This window comes from Corynebacterium sp. MSK047 (assembly GCF_030232285.1).
GTDB lineage: Bacteria > Actinomycetota > Actinomycetes > Mycobacteriales > Mycobacteriaceae > Corynebacterium > Corynebacterium jeikeium_D.
On record NZ_JASPJI010000006.1, the window covers coordinates 1 to 17,000 of the forward strand.

The 17,000-nt window shown below is 56.6% G+C and carries 18 protein-coding genes and 7 tRNA genes; 14 read left to right on the forward strand and 11 right to left on the reverse strand.

Annotated features, from left to right (window positions below; translation table 11 throughout):
- Positions 1–141: 141 nt before the first annotated feature.
- Positions 142–216, reverse strand: a tRNA-Val gene (locus QP981_RS03295).
- Positions 217–564: 348 nt separating this feature from the next.
- Between QP981_RS03295 and QP981_RS03300 the strand changes: the two genes are divergently transcribed.
- From QP981_RS03300 to QP981_RS03325, 6 genes are all read left to right on the forward strand, one after another.
- Positions 565–637: transfer RNA gene (locus QP981_RS03300), tRNA-Gly, on the forward strand.
- A 66-nt stretch (positions 638–703) separates the two neighbouring features.
- Positions 704–774: transfer RNA gene (locus QP981_RS03305), tRNA-Cys, on the forward strand.
- 32 nt (positions 775–806) lie between these two features.
- Positions 807–881 (forward strand) — tRNA-Val (locus QP981_RS03310).
- Between the two features lie 27 nt (positions 882–908).
- Positions 909–981, forward strand: a tRNA-Gly gene (locus QP981_RS03315).
- 66 nt (positions 982–1,047) lie between these two features.
- A tRNA-Val gene (locus tag QP981_RS03320) sits at positions 1,048–1,122 on the forward strand.
- A 27-nt stretch (positions 1,123–1,149) separates the two neighbouring features.
- A tRNA-Gly gene (locus QP981_RS03325) sits at positions 1,150–1,222 on the forward strand.
- Positions 1,223–1,556: 334 nt separating this feature from the next.
- Here QP981_RS03325 and QP981_RS03330 read toward each other — a convergent pair.
- Positions 1,557–2,054, reverse strand: coding sequence for a ferritin (locus QP981_RS03330; protein WP_150963133.1), 498 nt, complete (start codon positions 2,052–2,054; stop codon positions 1,557–1,559).
- A 103-nt stretch (positions 2,055–2,157) separates the two neighbouring features.
- Here QP981_RS03330 and QP981_RS03335 point away from each other — a divergent pair, with 103 nt between their 5' ends.
- The 3 genes from QP981_RS03335 to msrB all read left to right on the forward strand — a co-directional run bounded on the left by QP981_RS03335 (position 2,158) and on the right by msrB (position 4,788).
- Positions 2,158–2,970 carry a dihydrofolate reductase family protein gene (locus QP981_RS03335; protein WP_284857420.1) on the forward strand — a complete coding sequence of 271 codons (813 nt, stop codon included), beginning with the start codon at positions 2,158–2,160 and terminating at the stop codon, positions 2,968–2,970.
- Between the two features lie 143 nt (positions 2,971–3,113).
- Positions 3,114–4,370, forward strand: coding sequence for a glycosyltransferase family 87 protein (locus tag QP981_RS03340; protein WP_284857421.1), 1,257 nt, complete (start codon positions 3,114–3,116; stop codon positions 4,368–4,370).
- Positions 4,363–4,788: a peptide-methionine (R)-S-oxide reductase MsrB gene (gene msrB / locus QP981_RS03345; protein WP_048733231.1), complete on the forward strand. Its 426-nt coding sequence runs from the start codon at positions 4,363–4,365 to the stop codon at positions 4,786–4,788. The genes QP981_RS03340 and msrB overlap by 8 nt, the downstream gene beginning before the upstream one ends.
- 91 nt (positions 4,789–4,879) lie before the next feature.
- Here msrB and hemQ read toward each other — a convergent pair whose 3' ends face one another.
- The 3 genes from hemQ to hemE form a co-directional block, all read right to left on the reverse strand.
- Complete coding sequence (hemQ, locus tag QP981_RS03350; protein WP_049173031.1) at positions 4,880–5,578, reverse strand: hydrogen peroxide-dependent heme synthase; 699 nt, start codon at positions 5,576–5,578, stop codon at positions 4,880–4,882.
- Between the two features lie 84 nt (positions 5,579–5,662).
- Positions 5,663–7,141, reverse strand: coding sequence for a protoporphyrinogen oxidase (hemG, locus tag QP981_RS03355; RefSeq protein WP_284857422.1), 1,479 nt, complete (start codon positions 7,139–7,141; stop codon positions 5,663–5,665).
- Between the two features lie 105 nt (positions 7,142–7,246).
- Positions 7,247–8,356, reverse strand: a complete 1,110-nt coding sequence (gene hemE / locus QP981_RS03360; RefSeq protein ID WP_049173035.1) for a uroporphyrinogen decarboxylase — start codon at positions 8,354–8,356, stop codon at positions 7,247–7,249.
- Between the two features lie 170 nt (positions 8,357–8,526).
- Here hemE and QP981_RS03365 point away from each other — a divergent pair, with 170 nt between their 5' ends.
- On the forward strand, positions 8,527–9,081 hold the full coding sequence (locus tag QP981_RS03365) for a DUF3000 domain-containing protein (RefSeq protein ID WP_016422661.1): 555 nt from the start codon (positions 8,527–8,529) through the stop codon (positions 9,079–9,081).
- 40 nt (positions 9,082–9,121) lie between these two features.
- Positions 9,122–10,423 carry an HRDC domain-containing protein gene (locus QP981_RS03370; RefSeq protein ID WP_284857424.1) on the forward strand — a complete coding sequence of 434 codons (1,302 nt, stop codon included), beginning with the start codon at positions 9,122–9,124 and terminating at the stop codon, positions 10,421–10,423.
- Here the strand turns inward: QP981_RS03370 and QP981_RS03375 are convergent, their stop codons facing one another.
- The 3 genes from QP981_RS03375 to dut form a co-directional block, all read right to left on the reverse strand.
- Positions 10,424–11,689, reverse strand: coding sequence for a class I SAM-dependent RNA methyltransferase (locus tag QP981_RS03375; protein WP_284857426.1), 1,266 nt, complete (start codon positions 11,687–11,689; stop codon positions 10,424–10,426).
- A gap of 135 nt (positions 11,690–11,824) precedes the next feature.
- A complete protein-coding gene (locus QP981_RS03380; RefSeq protein ID WP_070602519.1) occupies positions 11,825–12,604 on the reverse strand; it encodes a DUF3710 domain-containing protein in 780 nt (259 codons plus the stop codon).
- 118 nt (positions 12,605–12,722) lie between these two features.
- The gene (dut, locus tag QP981_RS03385; RefSeq protein WP_070602517.1) at positions 12,723–13,175 is read right to left on the reverse strand and encodes a dUTP diphosphatase; all 453 of its coding nucleotides are present in this window, start codon (positions 13,173–13,175) and stop codon (positions 12,723–12,725) included.
- Positions 13,176–13,341: 166 nt separating this feature from the next.
- On the opposite strand from dut, the gene QP981_RS03390 reads away from it, so the two are divergent.
- Positions 13,342–13,818: a DUF3093 domain-containing protein gene (locus QP981_RS03390; protein ID WP_070866761.1), complete on the forward strand. Its 477-nt coding sequence runs from the start codon at positions 13,342–13,344 to the stop codon at positions 13,816–13,818.
- A 110-nt stretch (positions 13,819–13,928) separates the two neighbouring features.
- On the opposite strand, the gene QP981_RS03395 is transcribed toward QP981_RS03390, so the two are convergent.
- Entirely contained in the window at positions 13,929–14,225 is a 297-nt protein-coding gene (locus QP981_RS03395) for a DUF4193 family protein (RefSeq protein ID WP_016422655.1), read from the reverse strand.
- Between the two features lie 203 nt (positions 14,226–14,428).
- Between QP981_RS03395 and QP981_RS03400 the strand changes: the two genes are divergently transcribed.
- A complete protein-coding gene (locus QP981_RS03400; RefSeq protein ID WP_168168393.1) occupies positions 14,429–15,037 on the forward strand; it encodes a LytR C-terminal domain-containing protein in 609 nt (202 codons plus the stop codon).
- A 9-nt stretch (positions 15,038–15,046) separates the two neighbouring features.
- On the opposite strand, the gene QP981_RS03405 is transcribed toward QP981_RS03400, so the two are convergent.
- A complete protein-coding gene (locus QP981_RS03405; protein ID WP_284857427.1) occupies positions 15,047–15,415 on the reverse strand; it encodes an inositol monophosphatase family protein in 369 nt (122 codons plus the stop codon).
- Complete coding sequence (locus tag QP981_RS03410; protein WP_284857428.1) at positions 15,361–15,939, reverse strand: inositol monophosphatase family protein; 579 nt, start codon at positions 15,937–15,939, stop codon at positions 15,361–15,363. The genes QP981_RS03405 and QP981_RS03410 overlap by 55 nt, the downstream gene beginning before the upstream one ends.
- A 118-nt stretch (positions 15,940–16,057) precedes the next feature.
- Here QP981_RS03410 and ppgK point away from each other — a divergent pair, with 118 nt between their 5' ends.
- Entirely contained in the window at positions 16,058–16,813 is a 756-nt protein-coding gene (ppgK, locus tag QP981_RS03415) for a polyphosphate--glucose phosphotransferase (RefSeq protein WP_070642196.1), read from the forward strand.
- Positions 16,814–17,000 lie beyond the last annotated feature (187 nt).

A 17,000-nucleotide genomic window follows, 5' to 3' on the forward strand; every position in this document is an offset into this window, starting at 1 on the left:
CCTCGGCATCCAAAAAGGCTGGATCAAATAACCGCAACACGCCCGGAAAAGACACACTTTTCTTTACTTAACCCACCTGCGACACATCGCAGTTCGAAGTAACAAAAAAGAGCTCCCAAAAAATTGGGAGCTCCTTACACGTGGTAGTCCCAACTGGGTTCGAACCAGCGACCTTTCCGGTGTGAACGGAACGCTCTTCCACTGAGCTATGGGACTATGGCAGGCGACTCAAGTGAACCTCACTGCTCTGCGCAATAAGTTAGCACGCGTCTTAGAATTTTCCATAATTACGCTGTTCGGAGGATCACCCTCTTTAAATACAGAACTTCAACTACGCCCGACATCGCTACCACATGGCTTGACCCAGCCAAATAACGTCCGCCCGATTCAAAATGACATCATTGCCATTTAAACACTTCACAATCACCAAACTAGCCATACCTCGACTGCCCCAATAAACACATTCACCAGGGCATTTGTAATCCCTCACACAATCACGCTAAAGTATCTTTCGCACCGCAAGGGAGCAATTGAGATTCTCCTTCGCTCTCCTTGCAACGTGATGCGGATGTAGCGCAGCTGGTAGCGCATAACCTTGCCAAGGTTAGGGTCGCGGGTTCGAGTCCCGTCATCCGCTCTGGTTTCTCAAGAAGTTAAGCTCTGTGGTATAACTTCGAGGCAACCACTGAGGCGGCAGCCTCACGGTGGAATGGCCGAGTGGCGAGGCAACGGCCTGCAAAGCCGTGTACACGGGTTCGATTCCCGTTTCCACCTCAGCAGAGATTCCTTACCGGTTTCGATGTAATGCGCGTTTAGCTCAGCGGGAGAGCGCTTCCCTGACACGGAAGAGGTCACTGGTTCAATCCCAGTATCGCGCACCACGTAAGCCCTTATGGGCGAGCGTATTTGCGGATGTAGCGCAGCTGGTAGCGCATAACCTTGCCAAGGTTAGGGTCGCGGGTTCGAGTCCCGTCATCCGCTCAGTGCAAAACCCCCTTCTCCTGGAAGGGGGTTGCGCTTGAAAGCTTCTATATAGCTTTTACCCCAGCGCGATTAGCTCAGTGGGAGAGCGCTTCCCTGACACGGAAGAGGTCACTAGTTCAATCCTAGTATCGCGCACCACGTAAGCCCTTATGGGCGAACGTATTTGCGGATGTAGCGCAGCTGGTAGCGCATAACCTTGCCAAGGTTAGGGTCGCGGGTTCGAGTCCCGTCATCCGCTCAGATTAACTCCCTCCAGGGCATCCGGGAGGGAGTTTTCGTTTAGCCTTGTTCGACAACCATTTTCGTTGAGTCCTACCGCTCCCCCTCGGTTAAGCAGCAAAATATGCTTTCCGCCTGGCGTCTCGGCTGCCGGGTTTCTCAATTCGGCGGGCTTGGCTGGACTCCTCGCTCAGCTAGAGGCTATGGAAGCTTACCCCATGGCAGCTCCACGAATTTCGGTTTGGCTGGACGCCAAGCCCATCAATTGATACTCCAGCTGAATAGAAATGACCGCCCCAGGGATAAGTGCCTGGGGCGGTCATTTCTATCGAAACTGTGAACCGAGCTCGATATTAAGCTGCGTCGCGAGCACCGAGCTCCCGGTCGATACGCAGCAGGCCAGCACCGTTGTCGCCAACGATCTCCAGGCGACCGATGATGCCACGCACGGTGTCCTCTTCCTCAATCTGCTCAACCACGAAGCTGTCCAGCAGCGGGCGGGAGTCGAGATCACCCTCGCTATCAGCAAGCTTGCGGAGGTTACGGATAGATGCCGAAACCTTCTCTTCATGCTCGAGAGCAATGCGGAATGCATCGATTGCGGAAGTGACCTTCACCTCCGGTGCGTCGACAGCACCAATCTGCGGGTGGTTGTCGCGAGCATCGAGGTGTGCGATGAACTGATTCGCGTGATCAACTTCCTCATCCGCCTGTGCACGCATCCAGTCTGCCATGCCGGAGAGATCCAGCAGGTCCAGCTCGATTGCCAGCTGGCGGTAGACGTGGGAAGCGGTGAGCTCCATAGTGATCTGGTCGTTGAATGCCTTCTCAAGAGTATCTGTTAGTCGCATGCCCCTACTATAAGCCCAACCCTCATAAATGACAACGATTACAATACTTCCCTTATAAGCCAGGCCTTGCCTATTTTGCAATCGTCGGCTTAACCTCGGCGGTATGGCTACACTCACCTCCAGAAGCCCATCGACCGATGAAGTTTTGCAGTTTCTTTCTCGACCTGCGCAAACGGCACATGATTCAGCAGCGGTACCCCTCGCCACCTCCACCGTCACTGCCATCGCCGTCACCAGCTTGGACGGACGCGGCGCCGTCGAAGGCACCTCAGGCCAGCTTGGGAATGACATCGATGCCACGGTTTTCAACACGCTTCGCGCGCTTGCCGACGTCGTTTTCGTTGGTACAGGCACCATCGCGGCTGAGGGTTACGGGCCAGTTGAGATACCAGAGTACCTAGAGACCGTTCGACAGAAGCTAGGTCGCTCCAAGCACGTGGCGATGTCCACACTTTCGCGCTCGTTGGATCTAGATATAGAATCCGACTTTTTCGCGAATGCAGAAGTCAATCCTCCGATAATCTTCACCCCGACTGAAGATGCTTTTAATGATGAAGGAGCAAAGACCGCTCACAAGAACAAAGCTAAAAAGATGGAGTCGGCCGGGGCTCGCGTCGTTAAGCTCCCTAACCCCTCGGTAAAAGCGGCGTTAACCTGGCTGGCTGAACATGGGTATCGGGACATTGTCGTAGAGGGTGGACCGACGATGTATCGAGAAGCATTCAAAAACGGGTGCGTCGACGAACTGTTCCTGACATTGTCGCCGATGTGGGTGGGTAACGGTCCCCTGATTTTCGGCGAGAACGACCCTGATGATGACGGAAACTCGACGAACCCGCAGGCTTTTGAAGTGCGAGATATCCTACGTTCCGACTCACACATCTTCCTACACTATTCCCGCAGCTTCACCCAGTAGGGTGGAGTATTGTGAGTAAACCAAAAATCGACGTGAGCGCAAGCGCAACGGCATTAACGCAAACGTCCAAGGACACGCCAGAGACAAATTCGGTGGCAACACGCCCTCTGTCTCGGCACGTGTCGCGAGGACTCAGCGCTTTCTTGTGGCCTATCGCAGCTGTGGTGATTTTTCACCGCACCTGGGTTTTGCCGAAAGACGTTTCTGGCACAGATGACTTTACGACGGTCTGGTCGGCAATTAATCGATTCGTATCGCAGGTACCCGTTTATTCGGAAGACTACGTAACAGCCGATCCGCACTATCTGTATTCCCCAGGCGCTACCCTACTTTTAGCCCCGATTGACTTGTTCGGCTCGCTTGAAACGGGCCGAATCTGGTTTGCGGTATTTCAGTCAGCTGCAATCATTGCGGCAATTGTGCTGCTACTGAGGTGGCTTGGTATTGCGCGCTCTGGCCCCATCATTCCAGCGTCGATAGCACTGCTCTACCTCACGGAACCCGTTACCAACACCCTTGATTTTACGAACGTCAACGGTTCACTGTTCCTTGCATTAGTGCTATTTTTTATTGCACTGACCGAGCGACGCAATATCCTAGCCGGCCTGATTATCGGTATCGCAATCACTATCAAGCCCGTATTCTTGCCAATGCTGTTCCTACCGTTCATGCGCAGGCAGTTCTCTACGGTACTGACCAGTATCGGGGTGGTAATTGCAGCCAATGTCATCGCGTGGCCGCTCATGGTCCAACCACGTGACTACCTAGATATCACTATCCCCTACCTAGGAGTTGTCCGTGACTTTGCAAATGCTTCACTGACTGGACAGCTTGTTTGGCTGGGCGCCCACCCGACACTGATCTTGCTGTGGCAAGTCTTTTTCGGCATTTTCGTCTTGGTATCTGTCGTGCTCCTTCTTCGCTGGCTCGAAAGGGATGAGAAATTCTGGATTGCTACGACTTCCGGAGTTCTCTTCACCGGCGCGTTCTTCCTTTCCAGCCTGGGACAGCAGTACTACTCGATGACGCTCTTGCCAATGGTTCTCACCGTGCTTCGCCCATTGGTTTTGGATCGCGACAATGAAGGAAATATTGGTTCGACAGTCATGTTGAATTGGGGCGCAGGACTCGGAGTCGTACTCTGTTTCTTCTACGCCAATTGGTGGATTGATGAAGATGACCTCTTTTTCCCGTGGTTCACGGTTGCAATCGGCGGTATTGGATGGGCCGTTCTTATTCTCTCCATCACGGCAGCACTCATTCGAATGACGATTGTGGATGCCGTCAATGGGCGTAGCTTTGCATCCGGCTTCAGCTGGCTGAGCGACTGGAAGATAGCAGGCAGGAAGTCTAATCAGGAATCTGATCTCAAGTCTGAGGAGGCTATTCAGAATGGTTGATTCGCATAGCGAAGACTGGAATCTGAGCGAAGAAGAATGGCGCGAACGCCTCAGTGCCGCGGAGTACCAGGTTTTGCGTCAGGCAGGTACTGAACGCGCCTTCACCGGTGAGTACACCGATACCAAGACTCAAGGTGTCTACCGCTGCCGGGCCTGTGGTTACGAGCTGTTTCGGTCGAACGAGAAGTTCGACTCTCACTGCGGTTGGCCATCCTTCTTCTCTCCACTAGCTGGAGACCGGATTATTGAGCGCCGAGACACCAGCCTCGGTATGGTCCGTACCGAAGTGCTGTGCAGTCGTTGCAAGTCTCACCTCGGCCACGTCTTTGAGGGTGAGGGATACAATACTCCGACCGACCTGCGTTATTGCATCAATTCAATTTCACTCACGCTCGAACCGGACAAGACGGCTGAATAACTAGATAGAGAAGCAGCGCCCCTGGTCAAAATCCCGTCAGTTAACGGGGCTTGACCAGCGGCGCTGCTGATTCTCTCGTTGATTGCGTGAGCTACGGCAGAACGTTGATGATCTCTGCGATGTCATCGACGCGACGTCCCGTGTGGAACGGAATCTCTTCGCGGACGTGCAGACGAGCCTCGGTGTAACGCATCTTCCACATCAAGTCCACAATGCGGTCGAGCTCCGGCCCCTCGAATGCAAGGATCCACTCGTAGTCACCGAGTGCGAACGCCGGGACAGTATTGGCGCGCACATCCGGGTAGTCACGACCGGCCATACCGTGTTCAGCAAGGATGCGGCGTCGCTCGGTCGGCTCCAGCAGGTACCAGTCGTAGGAACGAACGAAGGGGTAAACCGCAATCCATCGTCCCGGCTCTTCACCCATGATGAACGACGGCAGGTGCGACTTGTTGAACTCAGCTGGACGGTGCAGCGCAGCGTTCGACCAGTGCGGAGTGGATGCCTTGCCCAGCGGAGTCTCGCGCAGGAAGGCGTTGTAGAACGCCTGCAGGTCTTCCAGCTTCTCTGCGTGGATCCAGAACATGAAGTCGGCTTCAGCACGCATGGCCGAAACATCGTAGAAACCACGGATGATCAGATCAGTGTCTTCGTAACGAGCCAGGAATTCCTTGGTCTTAGCCACTGCCTCTTCGCGGTTATCACCGAGTGCACCTGGGGTCACCTTGAAGGCAGACCACATGGTGTAGCGGATGGTGTCGTTGAGCTTCTTGAAATCGAGCTTGGTCATTAGTTGTCTCCTAATTCGGTTGAAAGGTTTGTTTACAAACGATGGGTCAGCGCCAGTTTCGTACTCAGTACCAATCTCGCAGCTTTATGCCAGCTCCGCAGCAATCTTGCTGGCCGCAGCCTTGGCGTTGGAGATACATTCCGGAATGCCCGGGCCACTGAGCCACGCCCCTGTTGCTGCAAGCTTAGGCACCTCGGCCAAATCCTGGCGAGCAAAATCCATCAGGCCTCCATGCCCCATATCGAAGCGTGGAATCCCCGCCCACCAACGCTGGACGAAAACCGCTGTCGGTTCAGCATCAAAGCCAGTCGCCTTAGCCAAATCTGCTTTTGCCCTGGCGATGAGGTCCTCGTCGCTGCGATGCACGTGCGAGTCATCATCAAAACGTCCGAAACTTGCCCTCACAACGGCACCGTAGCGCTCACCAATATGTGGCCACTTCCGGGACGACACTGTGAAAGCCTTCGCGGACAGATCCGCACCAATCTCGCACAACACACCGTTGATCTCCGGCAGTCCCTCGGACGAGTCGAAACACATACCGACCACCGCCGAGTTAGACGTGTCTACCCCGCCAATCAGCTCCGACGCCTCTGGCGCAAGATTGCTCAAGAGCTCCGATGTGGTTGCAGAAGGTGCCGCCAGCACAACACCGTCGGCGTCGATAGTGCTAACGCTCGTGCCGCTTTCCGACGGCAGTTCCACAGTGACCTCAAAGCCATTGTCATGCTGCCGCAGACCAGTAGCCTTCGTCGACAAGAGGAGTTCGGCTGCCGATTCGTCGACAAGCGTGTTGTAGAGAACCTCGAAGCCATCGCGGAACGTTTGGAAGACCACCGGCCGCTTCGTCTTCGTCGAGTCTGTCGCAGCCTCACTGCTCAGACGCGCCTGCTGCGCCTGCTTACGTGCTTCCAGAACGCGCTGGACAGCGCCGGTGAGGCTGACATGATCACCGGCACTGGCCATTTCATCAAGCGCTGCCGCCAGCTGTGGGATGGTCGCACGCAGACCCAGATCGTATGCGGTGGTTGAGTAGACGCCCCCAAGCAGCGGGGAGACGATGCGGTCGACGACTTCCTCACCGAGCCGCGCCGCGACCAGCTGGCCGACATTCATGTCGTCTCCCAGTACCCAGTGCAAGGCTGGAGTGAGCTCGGGGTTCGACTCGGCATCAATCTTGGCGAGGGTGGCCTCGCTGAGGAGGTAGCCCAACCCCTCTGAGCTTCCTGGAATACCGGTGACCGTGTTACGCGGAAGGTCCTTGAGTTCACCGCCAATGTAGAGCTTGGAAGGCAGCCCCGAAGGGGCGACTAGCTGATCTGCCAAACCGAGTTCCTTGAAAAACTCGGTGGCATCGTGACGGAACGCCAGGTACGCCTCAGCGCCCGCTTCAAGAGGGCCGTTAGCTCCTGGTCTAGTCTTCAGCTTGCCGCCAACCTGTGAACTGGACTCGATGACAATTATTCTTGCGGCGGGTCCGAGCTTTTTACGCAACTCATACGCTGCGGTCAGGCCGGAGATACCGCCACCTATGACGGCAATGGTAGAAGGTTGTGCAACCACGGTATTTCGTACGCTTTCTCTATGCCCGCGCCTCGAGCGGGCACGGTCGATAAGACTTGTAGGAAATTAGCTAGTGCGTGTTTTACACGCCTGTTGCGTCGGCTTTTACGTTGCGTGAATGATCTCAACGGCGCGCGTAATCGCGTCGGCATCGGTATTCGGTAGCACCCCGTGACCCAAGTTGAAGATATGTCCACGGGCGTCACCACGCTTAATTGCACGGTCCGCCTCAGAGCAGATGCGCTGAATCTCTTGGGTCATTGCATCTTCACCGGCAAAGAGAATCGCCGGGTCAAGGTTGCCCTGCAATGCAAGGCTGTTTTCCGCCGGGTCTGCGCCTCGGTGAACGTCGGAAAGCGTGGCACGAATGCGGTTGGCAGCAACGTCCAGTGGCACGCGCCAGTCGACGCCCATGACTTCTGGGCCGGCTTCAGCCATCGCACCGAGAAGCTCGCCGGTGCCCACACCGAAGTGGATGCGCGGAATGCCGGCGTCGGCGACAGCCTGGAAGATTTCCTTCGAGTACGGCAACACAAAGCGGCGGTAATCACGCTCGGTGAGATAGCCAGCCCAGGAGTCGAAGAGCTGAATAGCGTCCACACCAGCGCCAATCTGCGCGCGCAGGAAAGCAATCACCATCGGAGTGATTTTCTGCATCAGGTGATCCCACAATTCAGGGTCCGAGTGCATCAGCGCCTTAGTGCGCTCGTGATTGCGGGATGGACCGCCTTCAATCAGGTACGACGCCAAGGTGAACGGTGCACCGGCGAAACCAATGAGTGCCTGGGTATCATTCAGCTCTTGCAGAATGAGGCCGATACCCTCGGCCACCGGAGCGAGTTGCTCTTCCGTGACTTCCGGTAGAGCCTTGATGTCTGCTTCCGAGCGCACCGGAGTATCCATTACTGGACCGCGGCCAGGAACAATATCCAGGTTGACACCCGCAGCCTTCAGCGGCACGACGATATCGGAAAAAAGAATCGCAGCATCAACGTCGTGCCTACGTACCGGCTGCATAGTAATCTCAGCGAGCAGTTCCGGACGGAAACAGGAGTCCAACATACCGATGTCCTTGCGCACCTCACGGTATTCAGGCAGTGAACGACCGGCTTGCCGCATAAACCACACCGGGCGGCGCGACGGAGTTCGACCGTAAGCTGCATCAAGAATCGGGGCATCAGTCAAAGTGCGACGATTGTTCATACGGACAATCATGCCCCACTTTCCTTAGAAATTGATGTGTGGGGTACTAAGAACAGGGAAATCGCTCGCCCTGCTGTGCGTTTTCGACGAACCGCTTGGTCGCTTCCCACTCTTTTCGGCGCGCCTCCCACTAACGCAAGCGTCATATGGCTAAGTTCAGGCGCGTGAATGGAACCGATTCAATGCCACAGAACTTCCGCGCCGCGGTCCAGTCAATGCACTCTGCTGAACTGCGACCTGAGATTGCTCTGGGCACCGTTCGGCCACCGCAGAAGCTGGCACCGTTTAGCCACGCTGTCTCGCTTGAGGTCACGCAGCCCGAAGCTGATATCGTCCCCGAGTCCTCGGACGACGATGCCTTTGGTCGTTTAATTTTGCTCCATGACCCCCGCAGTGAGGAAACCTGGGACGGTGACATGCGCTTGGTTGCATACATCCAGGCGGATATGGATGCCTCCCTCGCGGAAGATCCGCTGCTTCCCCAGGTTGCCTGGCAATGGCTCACCGAGGCTCTGGCTGAGAACAACGCCGAACTGTCGAACTTGGGTGGCACGGTGACAACTACGAACTCTGTCCGCTATGGCGAGATCGGCGGCAAGCCACAGGCCTTTCAATTAGAAATGCGCGCATCGTGGACTGCTCGTGGCACCGACCTGCGCACCCACGTTGAATCCTTCGCTCAGGTACTAGCGAACGTCGCTGGTCTGCCACCCGTCGGCGTTTCCCTGCTGGGCTGATACCGGCGACTGCTGATACCGACGACCGAAGAGGCGTGCGATGAGCTCCGACGTGGAAACTAGTCCCGACGTAGAAGTAAGACTTGCCCCAGCCGAGGGAACTCCACGCGTGCTTTCTGCCATCGACGACATTATTGACGCCGGTGAGCAGCTGGCCAAAGGACACGGTTGGCTCGCAGTCGATACTGAACGAGCTTCGGCATATCGCTACGACGACCGCGCCTTCCTGCTTCAATTTCGCCGCCGTGGAGCGGGCACCTTTCTCATCGATCCCGAAGATGGTCGCAAGGCGATGGCCGTTTTCGGTTCCTCAGTCAACGACCTGACCTGGATTATTCACGCCGCTCATTCTGACCTTCCCTGCCTCGCAGCTCTGGGCCTCTACCCCACCAAAGTCATTGACACTGAGCTGGCCGGCCGCCTTCTCGGCCTGGAGCGAGTCAACTTAGCAGCTCTGACAGAGCGACTCCTCGGAGTTGGACTTGCCAAGGGGCACGGTCGAGAGGATTGGTCTACTCGTCCACTGCCAGCAGATTGGCTGGACTACGCAGCCTTGGATGTCGAGCTGCTCATCGAACTCGCCGAGGTTCTTTGTCAGGCGCTGACTGAGCTCGACCGTTTGGAATGGCTGGAACAGGAATGCGAACGCGAACTCGCTCTAAACCGTAAATACCTCGATGGCCTGCACGTCGGACACTCGTGGCAGGGGCTCAAAGGGATTGGGAAGCTGCGCACTCCCGAACAACTTCACGTCGCCCGTGCACTGTGGACTGAGCGTGACGAAATCGCGCAGCGCCGTGATGTCGCCCCAACACACGTCATGGGTCACAGCGTTCTACGTACAATCGCAGAACAACTCCCCGGTACGCAGCGTGAACTGACTGCAATCCGTGGATTTCCACGTCGCCGTCGCGGTGCTGCGGACGCTTGGTTGAAGGTCGTTAATGAAGCCCGTCAGGAACCCAGGTCGTCATGGCCGAAGCCCCAGAAGCAGGCTCCCAACCAGATGCCCCACTTTCGGCGTTGGGCTGAACATGCCCCACAAGCCGCCGAGATTTTCGAAACCACGCGAGACTGCATCGACAACGTCTGTGCCCAAATACACCTGCGCAAAGACACACTCATCACTTCCGCGCAGACACGTGAACTGGTGTGGTGGATTCACAGTCGCGCAGTCGGCTCATTCGTATTCCGCCACCACGACAACTACGCTGGCGGCCTGCCAGCCGTTACCGAAATCTCCGCTCACCTCAGCGAACAGGGTTTTCGCCCATGGCAGGCACATTTGCTTGCCGACGTGATCGGCGCCAACGTTCTTGCGCCCATGCGGCAGCCACTCTAGCTACAGCCGCTCTAGCACCGCGATGGTTTCAAAGTGATGCGTTAGGCCAAATGCGTCAACGACCTCGAGGTGTTTGAACGCGTAGCCGTAGTCAGCCCAGTACCGGGCATCGCGGGCAAAAGTCGCCGGATCGCAACCGAAATGTACAACCACGCGTGGCTTTGCCTGAGCAATAGCTGCAACGGCATCCTTACCAGCACCGGAGCGCGGAGGGTCGAGAACGACGATATCCGGGTTTGGTGTTTCCTCATTAGCAACTTCGCGGCGCACTACCTTGGTGACATCCCCAGTAACGAACCGGACTGGTGCCGCAGACGACGCATTCGCACTGTGGTCAGCTGCAGTGAAGGCCTTGCGCCCCGCCGTCGCTGCCGCTGCAAAACCCTCGACAGAGAGAATTGAGCCCTCTGCGTCAACAAGCTTGCGAAGTGCCGCCGACAGAACGCCTGCGCCACCGTAAAGATCCCAACCACAGGAGAAAGACTGACCGGCCAACAGTTCAATGATGCGTGATCCATAGAACTCAGGGGCATGGCAATGGGCTTGCCAAAAACCGGTAGTCGGCACATCGAAAGTAATTCCGTGAACAGTGTGCTGTGTGGTTGGCTCGCCTTCAATCACCGTTTGCTTGCGGTTCCTGCCGCTGCCGGAAACGTACACAGCACTTCGGTTACCCTCCGTGTCCATGGCCACATGGAGTTCTCCTGGCTTCGGCTTCTTGCTCCCTCGACCGCGAGCAGGCTTAGCGGCGGGGATGGTTCCGGCCGTCGAAAAGCCAGCGATGAGATTGGGAACTGTTTGGACGCACTCGGAGCCGATGACGAGCTCGTGGGAACGGGAACGACGTAATCCCGCTCGTCCCTGGGAATCCACACCCAGCCGCACGCGCGTGCGCCAACGGGAGGTCGGAGCCAGTGGAAGAACATCGATAGCTGGCAGCTCGTCGGCGGTGAAACGTCCAAGACGGCGCAGGCAATCGGTCAAGACATCAGCCTTGAGACGCGCCGCGTGCTCAGGATCAATAAAACCCCAGTCGCAACAGCCCGCGCCCTGCTGAGCTGCTTCGCAACGCTGCGAAATTCGATGCTCTGAGGCATCCAGAACCTCAACGACATTGCCGCGCCACAGCTTGGCATCAGGTTTGGCAATTTCGACAACAACGCGTTCGCCGGGGATACCGCCGGTGACGAAACCGATTCGTCCGTCGTAGCTGGCAATGAATTCTCCGCCGGCAGCGGGCCGGTCAATAGTCACTTCGATGTTCACGCAGTGTGATACTACCCGCTGACAAGAGAAAAGCCGCCGTCGGGTGACGGCGGCGGGCAGTGCACAGTGGCGCCTGCAGATCCTTTTTCTAACTGGTCAAGTAGCTAGCTTCTCTCTGCTGGCGGGTTGACCAAACTAATTGGTGGAGCCATCCGGGTTGATACCAGTAGCGCCTGGCACCTGCCCGGGTTCACCTTCAGCTTGGGCAGCCTGGGTCTGCTGCTGGTATGCCTGACGAATCTGCTCGGCCATCTGGGACGGCAGCGTAACCGGAAGCGGCTGACCTGCTGGCATCGGGTTTTCACCGCGAGAGACGAAGCTACGGGCAAGGAGACCGCGGGCGAGATCTGCGAGTTCCTCCGCCCGATCAGCCGGACCGGAAGCCGTCATGCGAAGCATCCAACGCGGGCCGTCGGCGCCGATGATTCGCATTTCCATATCGGAGGTGCGACCTACGACCTCAGAACCCCACGGCCCCTGCTCGACGTGGACATCGAGGCCATCGGACTCAAGACCGTCCTTGATTTCCTGAGCGGACTCCTCCCAGAGGCCGCCCGACGTCGGAGCAGCGAATGCTACAGGAGTTACGCGGCCATGCTCAGTGGCGACGTGCAGCATGGTTGGACCTGTCGGCCCCATCTCCACCTGAATATCACCAACGTGAGGAATAGGCAGCAGCATCGAACCGAGGTTCAGGCTGGCCTTCGCGAAGTCCGAAAAATCAAACTGCGTCGGGCTAGCGCTGTTGATGTCGAAGGGGCCGTTTGCTGGTGCGTTCTCCGCGGCGGTTTCCGACGCGTCGTCATGCACGGTTGCGGTAGCTTCCTCAGAAGCTGGCGCCGCAGAGTCGGTGGTAACGGCCTCTGCCTCAGCAGCTGGTTCTTCTGGCTGGTTCTTCTTTCCAAATGGCCACATGGTGGTTTATTGACACCTCGCTAAAAAGAAATCCTTGTATACGCTTTTGTAAACGCTTTATTGAGCTCTTCACGCATTGAACCACACTTGGTAGGGTCCCCGCGCTGTCAGAGGTGTTTTAAAGCGTCGTGGACACTCCGGTTGACCCGTGACCGCCCGCGCCGCGTTCAGTTTCATCGAGCTCATCGACTTCCACCAGCGGGCTGAGCTCGACCTTCTGCACAACCAATTGGGCAATTCGATCGCCCTTGGCGATCTCCACCGCATTGGTCGGGTCCAAGTTGATCAGGCAGACTTTAAGCTCACCACGGTAACCGGCATCGATAGTGCCGGGTGCGTTGACGATGGACAGCCCCTTTTTGAAAGCCAATCCGGAGCGAGGATGAACCAATCCCACTGTGCCCGCCGGCAAAGCAATGGCAATACCGGTTCCCACGAGCGCCCGCTGCCCTGGTGCTAGGACGACATCCTCCGCTGAGCTCAAATCCACACCGGCATCATCGGCATGCGCACGCTGGGGAATCACAGCGTCTTTAGCGAGCTTTTTCACTTGCACCGGGGCATAAGTCATCTCTTTGTATATCCTTCGCTGTCGCGTCTTTTAAGAACCGCACTTCGGCCTTGTCAGTACCGAGCATAGCCGTGCCCTAGAATGGATAACCGTGAGTGGAAAAGATAACCTGCAGCCTCGTCGCGACGACAGCTCAGCATCCGTCTCTGAAGGTGCGGCAATAACAATGAGCTCGAGCGGAGATTCATCGATTGTCTATTCCGAAAAGCTCTGGGTTCCCTGGTGGTTCTGGGTACTCGGCGCTGCTGCCGTTTTTGTATGCGCGGCCCAGATTGGCTTTAACCGTTCACCGATTTGGCTTGTCATCGGCGGCATTATTTGTCTGGCCGTGGGCGTGTGGGTGCTGTTGACTATGTCGAAGACCACGGTGTCCGTGGAAGTGGACAGCACTGGTGAACGCTGGCTTCACGCTGGCACGGCAGTTTTGCCAGCATCGGTTGTTGCCAAATCCCTGGTGGTACCGAAGTCCGCACAGCGCAATGCGTTGGGCCGTCAGCTCGATCCAGCAGCATTCCTGGTTACGCACACGTGGATTCCCACGATGGTGCTGCTAGTCCTCGACGATCCGGACGACCCCACCCCCTATTGGCTGGTCTCCACCCGCCACCCCGAGGCACTGCTTGATAGTCTCTTCGACCGCTAGGTCACAATCTCTCACCGCCGCTACACGCTTGCCGACGGCCCCAGCGCCGCCAGAACCGTGGTAGTGGCGGTTTTCCTTTTTCCTAGGAAGCTATCCCGGCTGTGCGGGGATTAGGCACAGTCCTGACAGATGGGGAATCCATCGCCGTTATCGATTGCGATCATTGAGCGGTGCATCACCATGAAGCAGGAGCCACAGGTGAATTCATCCTCCCCCTTCGGGGCAACATCCATATCGAATTCTTCACCCGCGATGTCGGCAACCGGCAACTCGAACGGCTCAACAATTTCGCCGTCGTCAGTGTCGTCGATTTCCTTCTCAGCAGATGCAGCCTGAAGGCCCTCGAGGGAATCGGTCTCCAGCTCTTCGGTTTCACGAGTACGCGGGGCATCGTAGTTTACAGCCATGTCCCAAACCTTCTTTCTGGACCTTTGCTAGACATTGTGAACTGACTTTTTCTCGGAGAATACAACGCGTTGAGACGATTGACACCCTATACTCTCCAGTGCCTTTCTCAGCGGATATTAAGACAATTCACGCAATCTGTCATCTCTGCAGGTCAGAATAGGTTTCTATGCCCATAAGCCGAGGAGAGGATAACATGATGGCTATGAGTTCAGGCCCCGCAAGCACTTCGAGCACATCACATCGACGAAAAATTGTTCCCTACGTGGTGGTTTCCGTCGTTGCTGTAGTGATTGCCGCTACGTTGTGGGTATTGGCATTCCGCAGCCAACCGGCAAGTTATCCGGTGTCCTGTTCCCTCCCCGCGGCTGGCACCCCTGTTTCCTCCACCACGCTAATCGGAGAGCACGTCGTTCCACCGTCGGATGTTCATGTGCGCGTTTATAATGCCAACGGCAAAGTCGGCCAGGCTACAACCGTCGCCGAGCAATTGCGGCAGCTCGATTTTGTCCTCGATGAGCAGGTTCCCTACGGCAACGACCCTATTGTGGAAAACCAAGACCTCGGTTGCTTCGGCCAGCTGCGTTATGGCGAGGACTTCAATGGCCACGCCGCGGCGCTTCACGCTCTTTTCCCCTGCTTTGAGCTCATCCACGATGGTCGGCCGGATGCAACCGTCGATGTGTCGTTGGGTAAGGGGTTTAAGGATCTCGAAGTAGCCAGCCAGGTTGAGGAAACGATGTCCGCATTGAACCGTGGCGAACAAGCCGACCTAGAGGGTTTGAGCTCGTTAGGCTCGAGCACCTGCTCCTAGACCGACGCACTAATTCCTAGCCTTCGCGATAGCACCATCCAATGCCTCGAAGAACGCATCGGCAACTTCAGAGTTCGCCGCACCGACACCAAAGTCGAGCGGGTCTCCCTCCGGCCGGCCAGTAACGTTGGCACACTGAGTGAATTCCGGGACCCTAATCCTTGCGCCTGCTTCAGCCGCAATCAGAGCACCAGCTGCATAATCCCAAACCTTGATGTCGTGTTCGTAATACGCATCAACACGGCCGTGCGCCACCATGCACAAATCCAGCGCCGCCGATCCCATGCGCCGAATATCTCGACACTCCCCCAGCAACTGCGACGCTATCCGACCCTGCACCTGCCGGAGACTAGCGGAATAGCTGAATCCCGTTGCCACAAGTGTCTTTTCCAGCTCGGCCGTTGGGGAACAACTAGCGTCTGCACAGTGCCGTCCCGTCGAGAAACCTGAGCGCCCTCTCCCTTAGCTGCACTGTAAATCTCTCCCGAGGACGCATTTGCCACTGCACCCGCCACTACCTCATCGCCTACGGCGCAAGCGATACTCACAGCAAAATTGGGCATGCCGTAGAGGAAATTCACCGTACCGTCGATGGGGTCTACAATCCAGGTCACCGCTTCGCCCTCGTTGGCAGCCTGCGCTGGGGAACTCGCGCCGTCGTCAAGCCCGCCTTCTTCGCCCAAAATGCGGTCAGAGCTGCTAAACGTCTTGATAAGCGAACGAATGAGCTCCTCAGATTCACGGTCGACGACGGTGACGGGGTCTACAGCTGAAGACTTCGTTTCGGAGCTTGCTAAAACGCCATCGGAGCCGAGTTCGAGCCGACGACTGGCGATGTGCGCCGCGGCTGCGCGGGCGATAAGTACCGCGCGATCGCGCAATTCCCTGACGCTGGGTCGCACGGAACCGGGGCTATTCGACGCACTAAACCCCCTATTATCTGCCCTGCTAGCGAGTTGTTCGGTGCCACGCGAGTTAATGCTCATGCCCCCATTGTGTCTGGTTCGTACAATTTGAGCTATGGGACAACGAATTGGATTTGGCATCGACGTCGGAGGCTCTGGAATCAAGGGTGGCCGCGTGGACCTTGATACTGGGCAGCTTATTGGTGACCGCATTAAGATTTTCACGCCACAGCCGGCAACTCCGGAAGCGGTTGCGGAGACCATTGCAGAAATTGTGGACATTGCGAAGTGGGATTCCGATGTCGGCATCACGATTCCGTCCGTCGTACAGAATCAGATTGCCTTGCTGGCCGCCAATATTGACGGTTCTTGGGTTAATACGAACTGCCAAGAGCTCTTCGCTAAATACCTGCCCAACAACAAGGCGCACGTGCTTAACGACGCTGACGCTGCCGGCCTCGCTGAAGTCCAGTTTGGCGATCCGGGCAATAAGACAGGCGCCGTGTTGTTGCTAACTTTTGGTACAGGCATCGGCTCCGCGCTTATTCATGACGGACTGCTCTACCCCAATTCGGAGTTAGGCCACCTCATCATTGATGGCATGGAGGCCGAACACTTTGCATCCGCGAGAGTTAAGGATGTGGAGGGGCTCGGCTTCGAAGAGTGGGCTGAGCGCGTGAGCAAGGTGCTTAAGACCTACGAGGCGCTGTTTTGGCCGTCACGGATCATCGTCGGCGGCGGAATCAGTCGCGAACACGAAAAGTGGATTCCGCTGTTGACATGTAAGACTCCAGTTGTCCCCGCAAGTCTGGATAATAATGCGGGTATTGCTGGCGCCGCCTTTGCAGCTGACCAGGGACTTTACCCTTAACCACTTTCATTTCTTATATGGGGATTGGTAGCTACGTGTCGGGCGTGACACGTGCTTGAAGCCATGCCCCGTGGCGGCGATTTTCAGAATTGGTTTACAATAAGAAGTTGACTCACGGCAAGGTTGAATAATCAACAGGCTCGAGGAGGATTGGGAAAATCGAATTCCAGCGCACTGCTTCGATGAG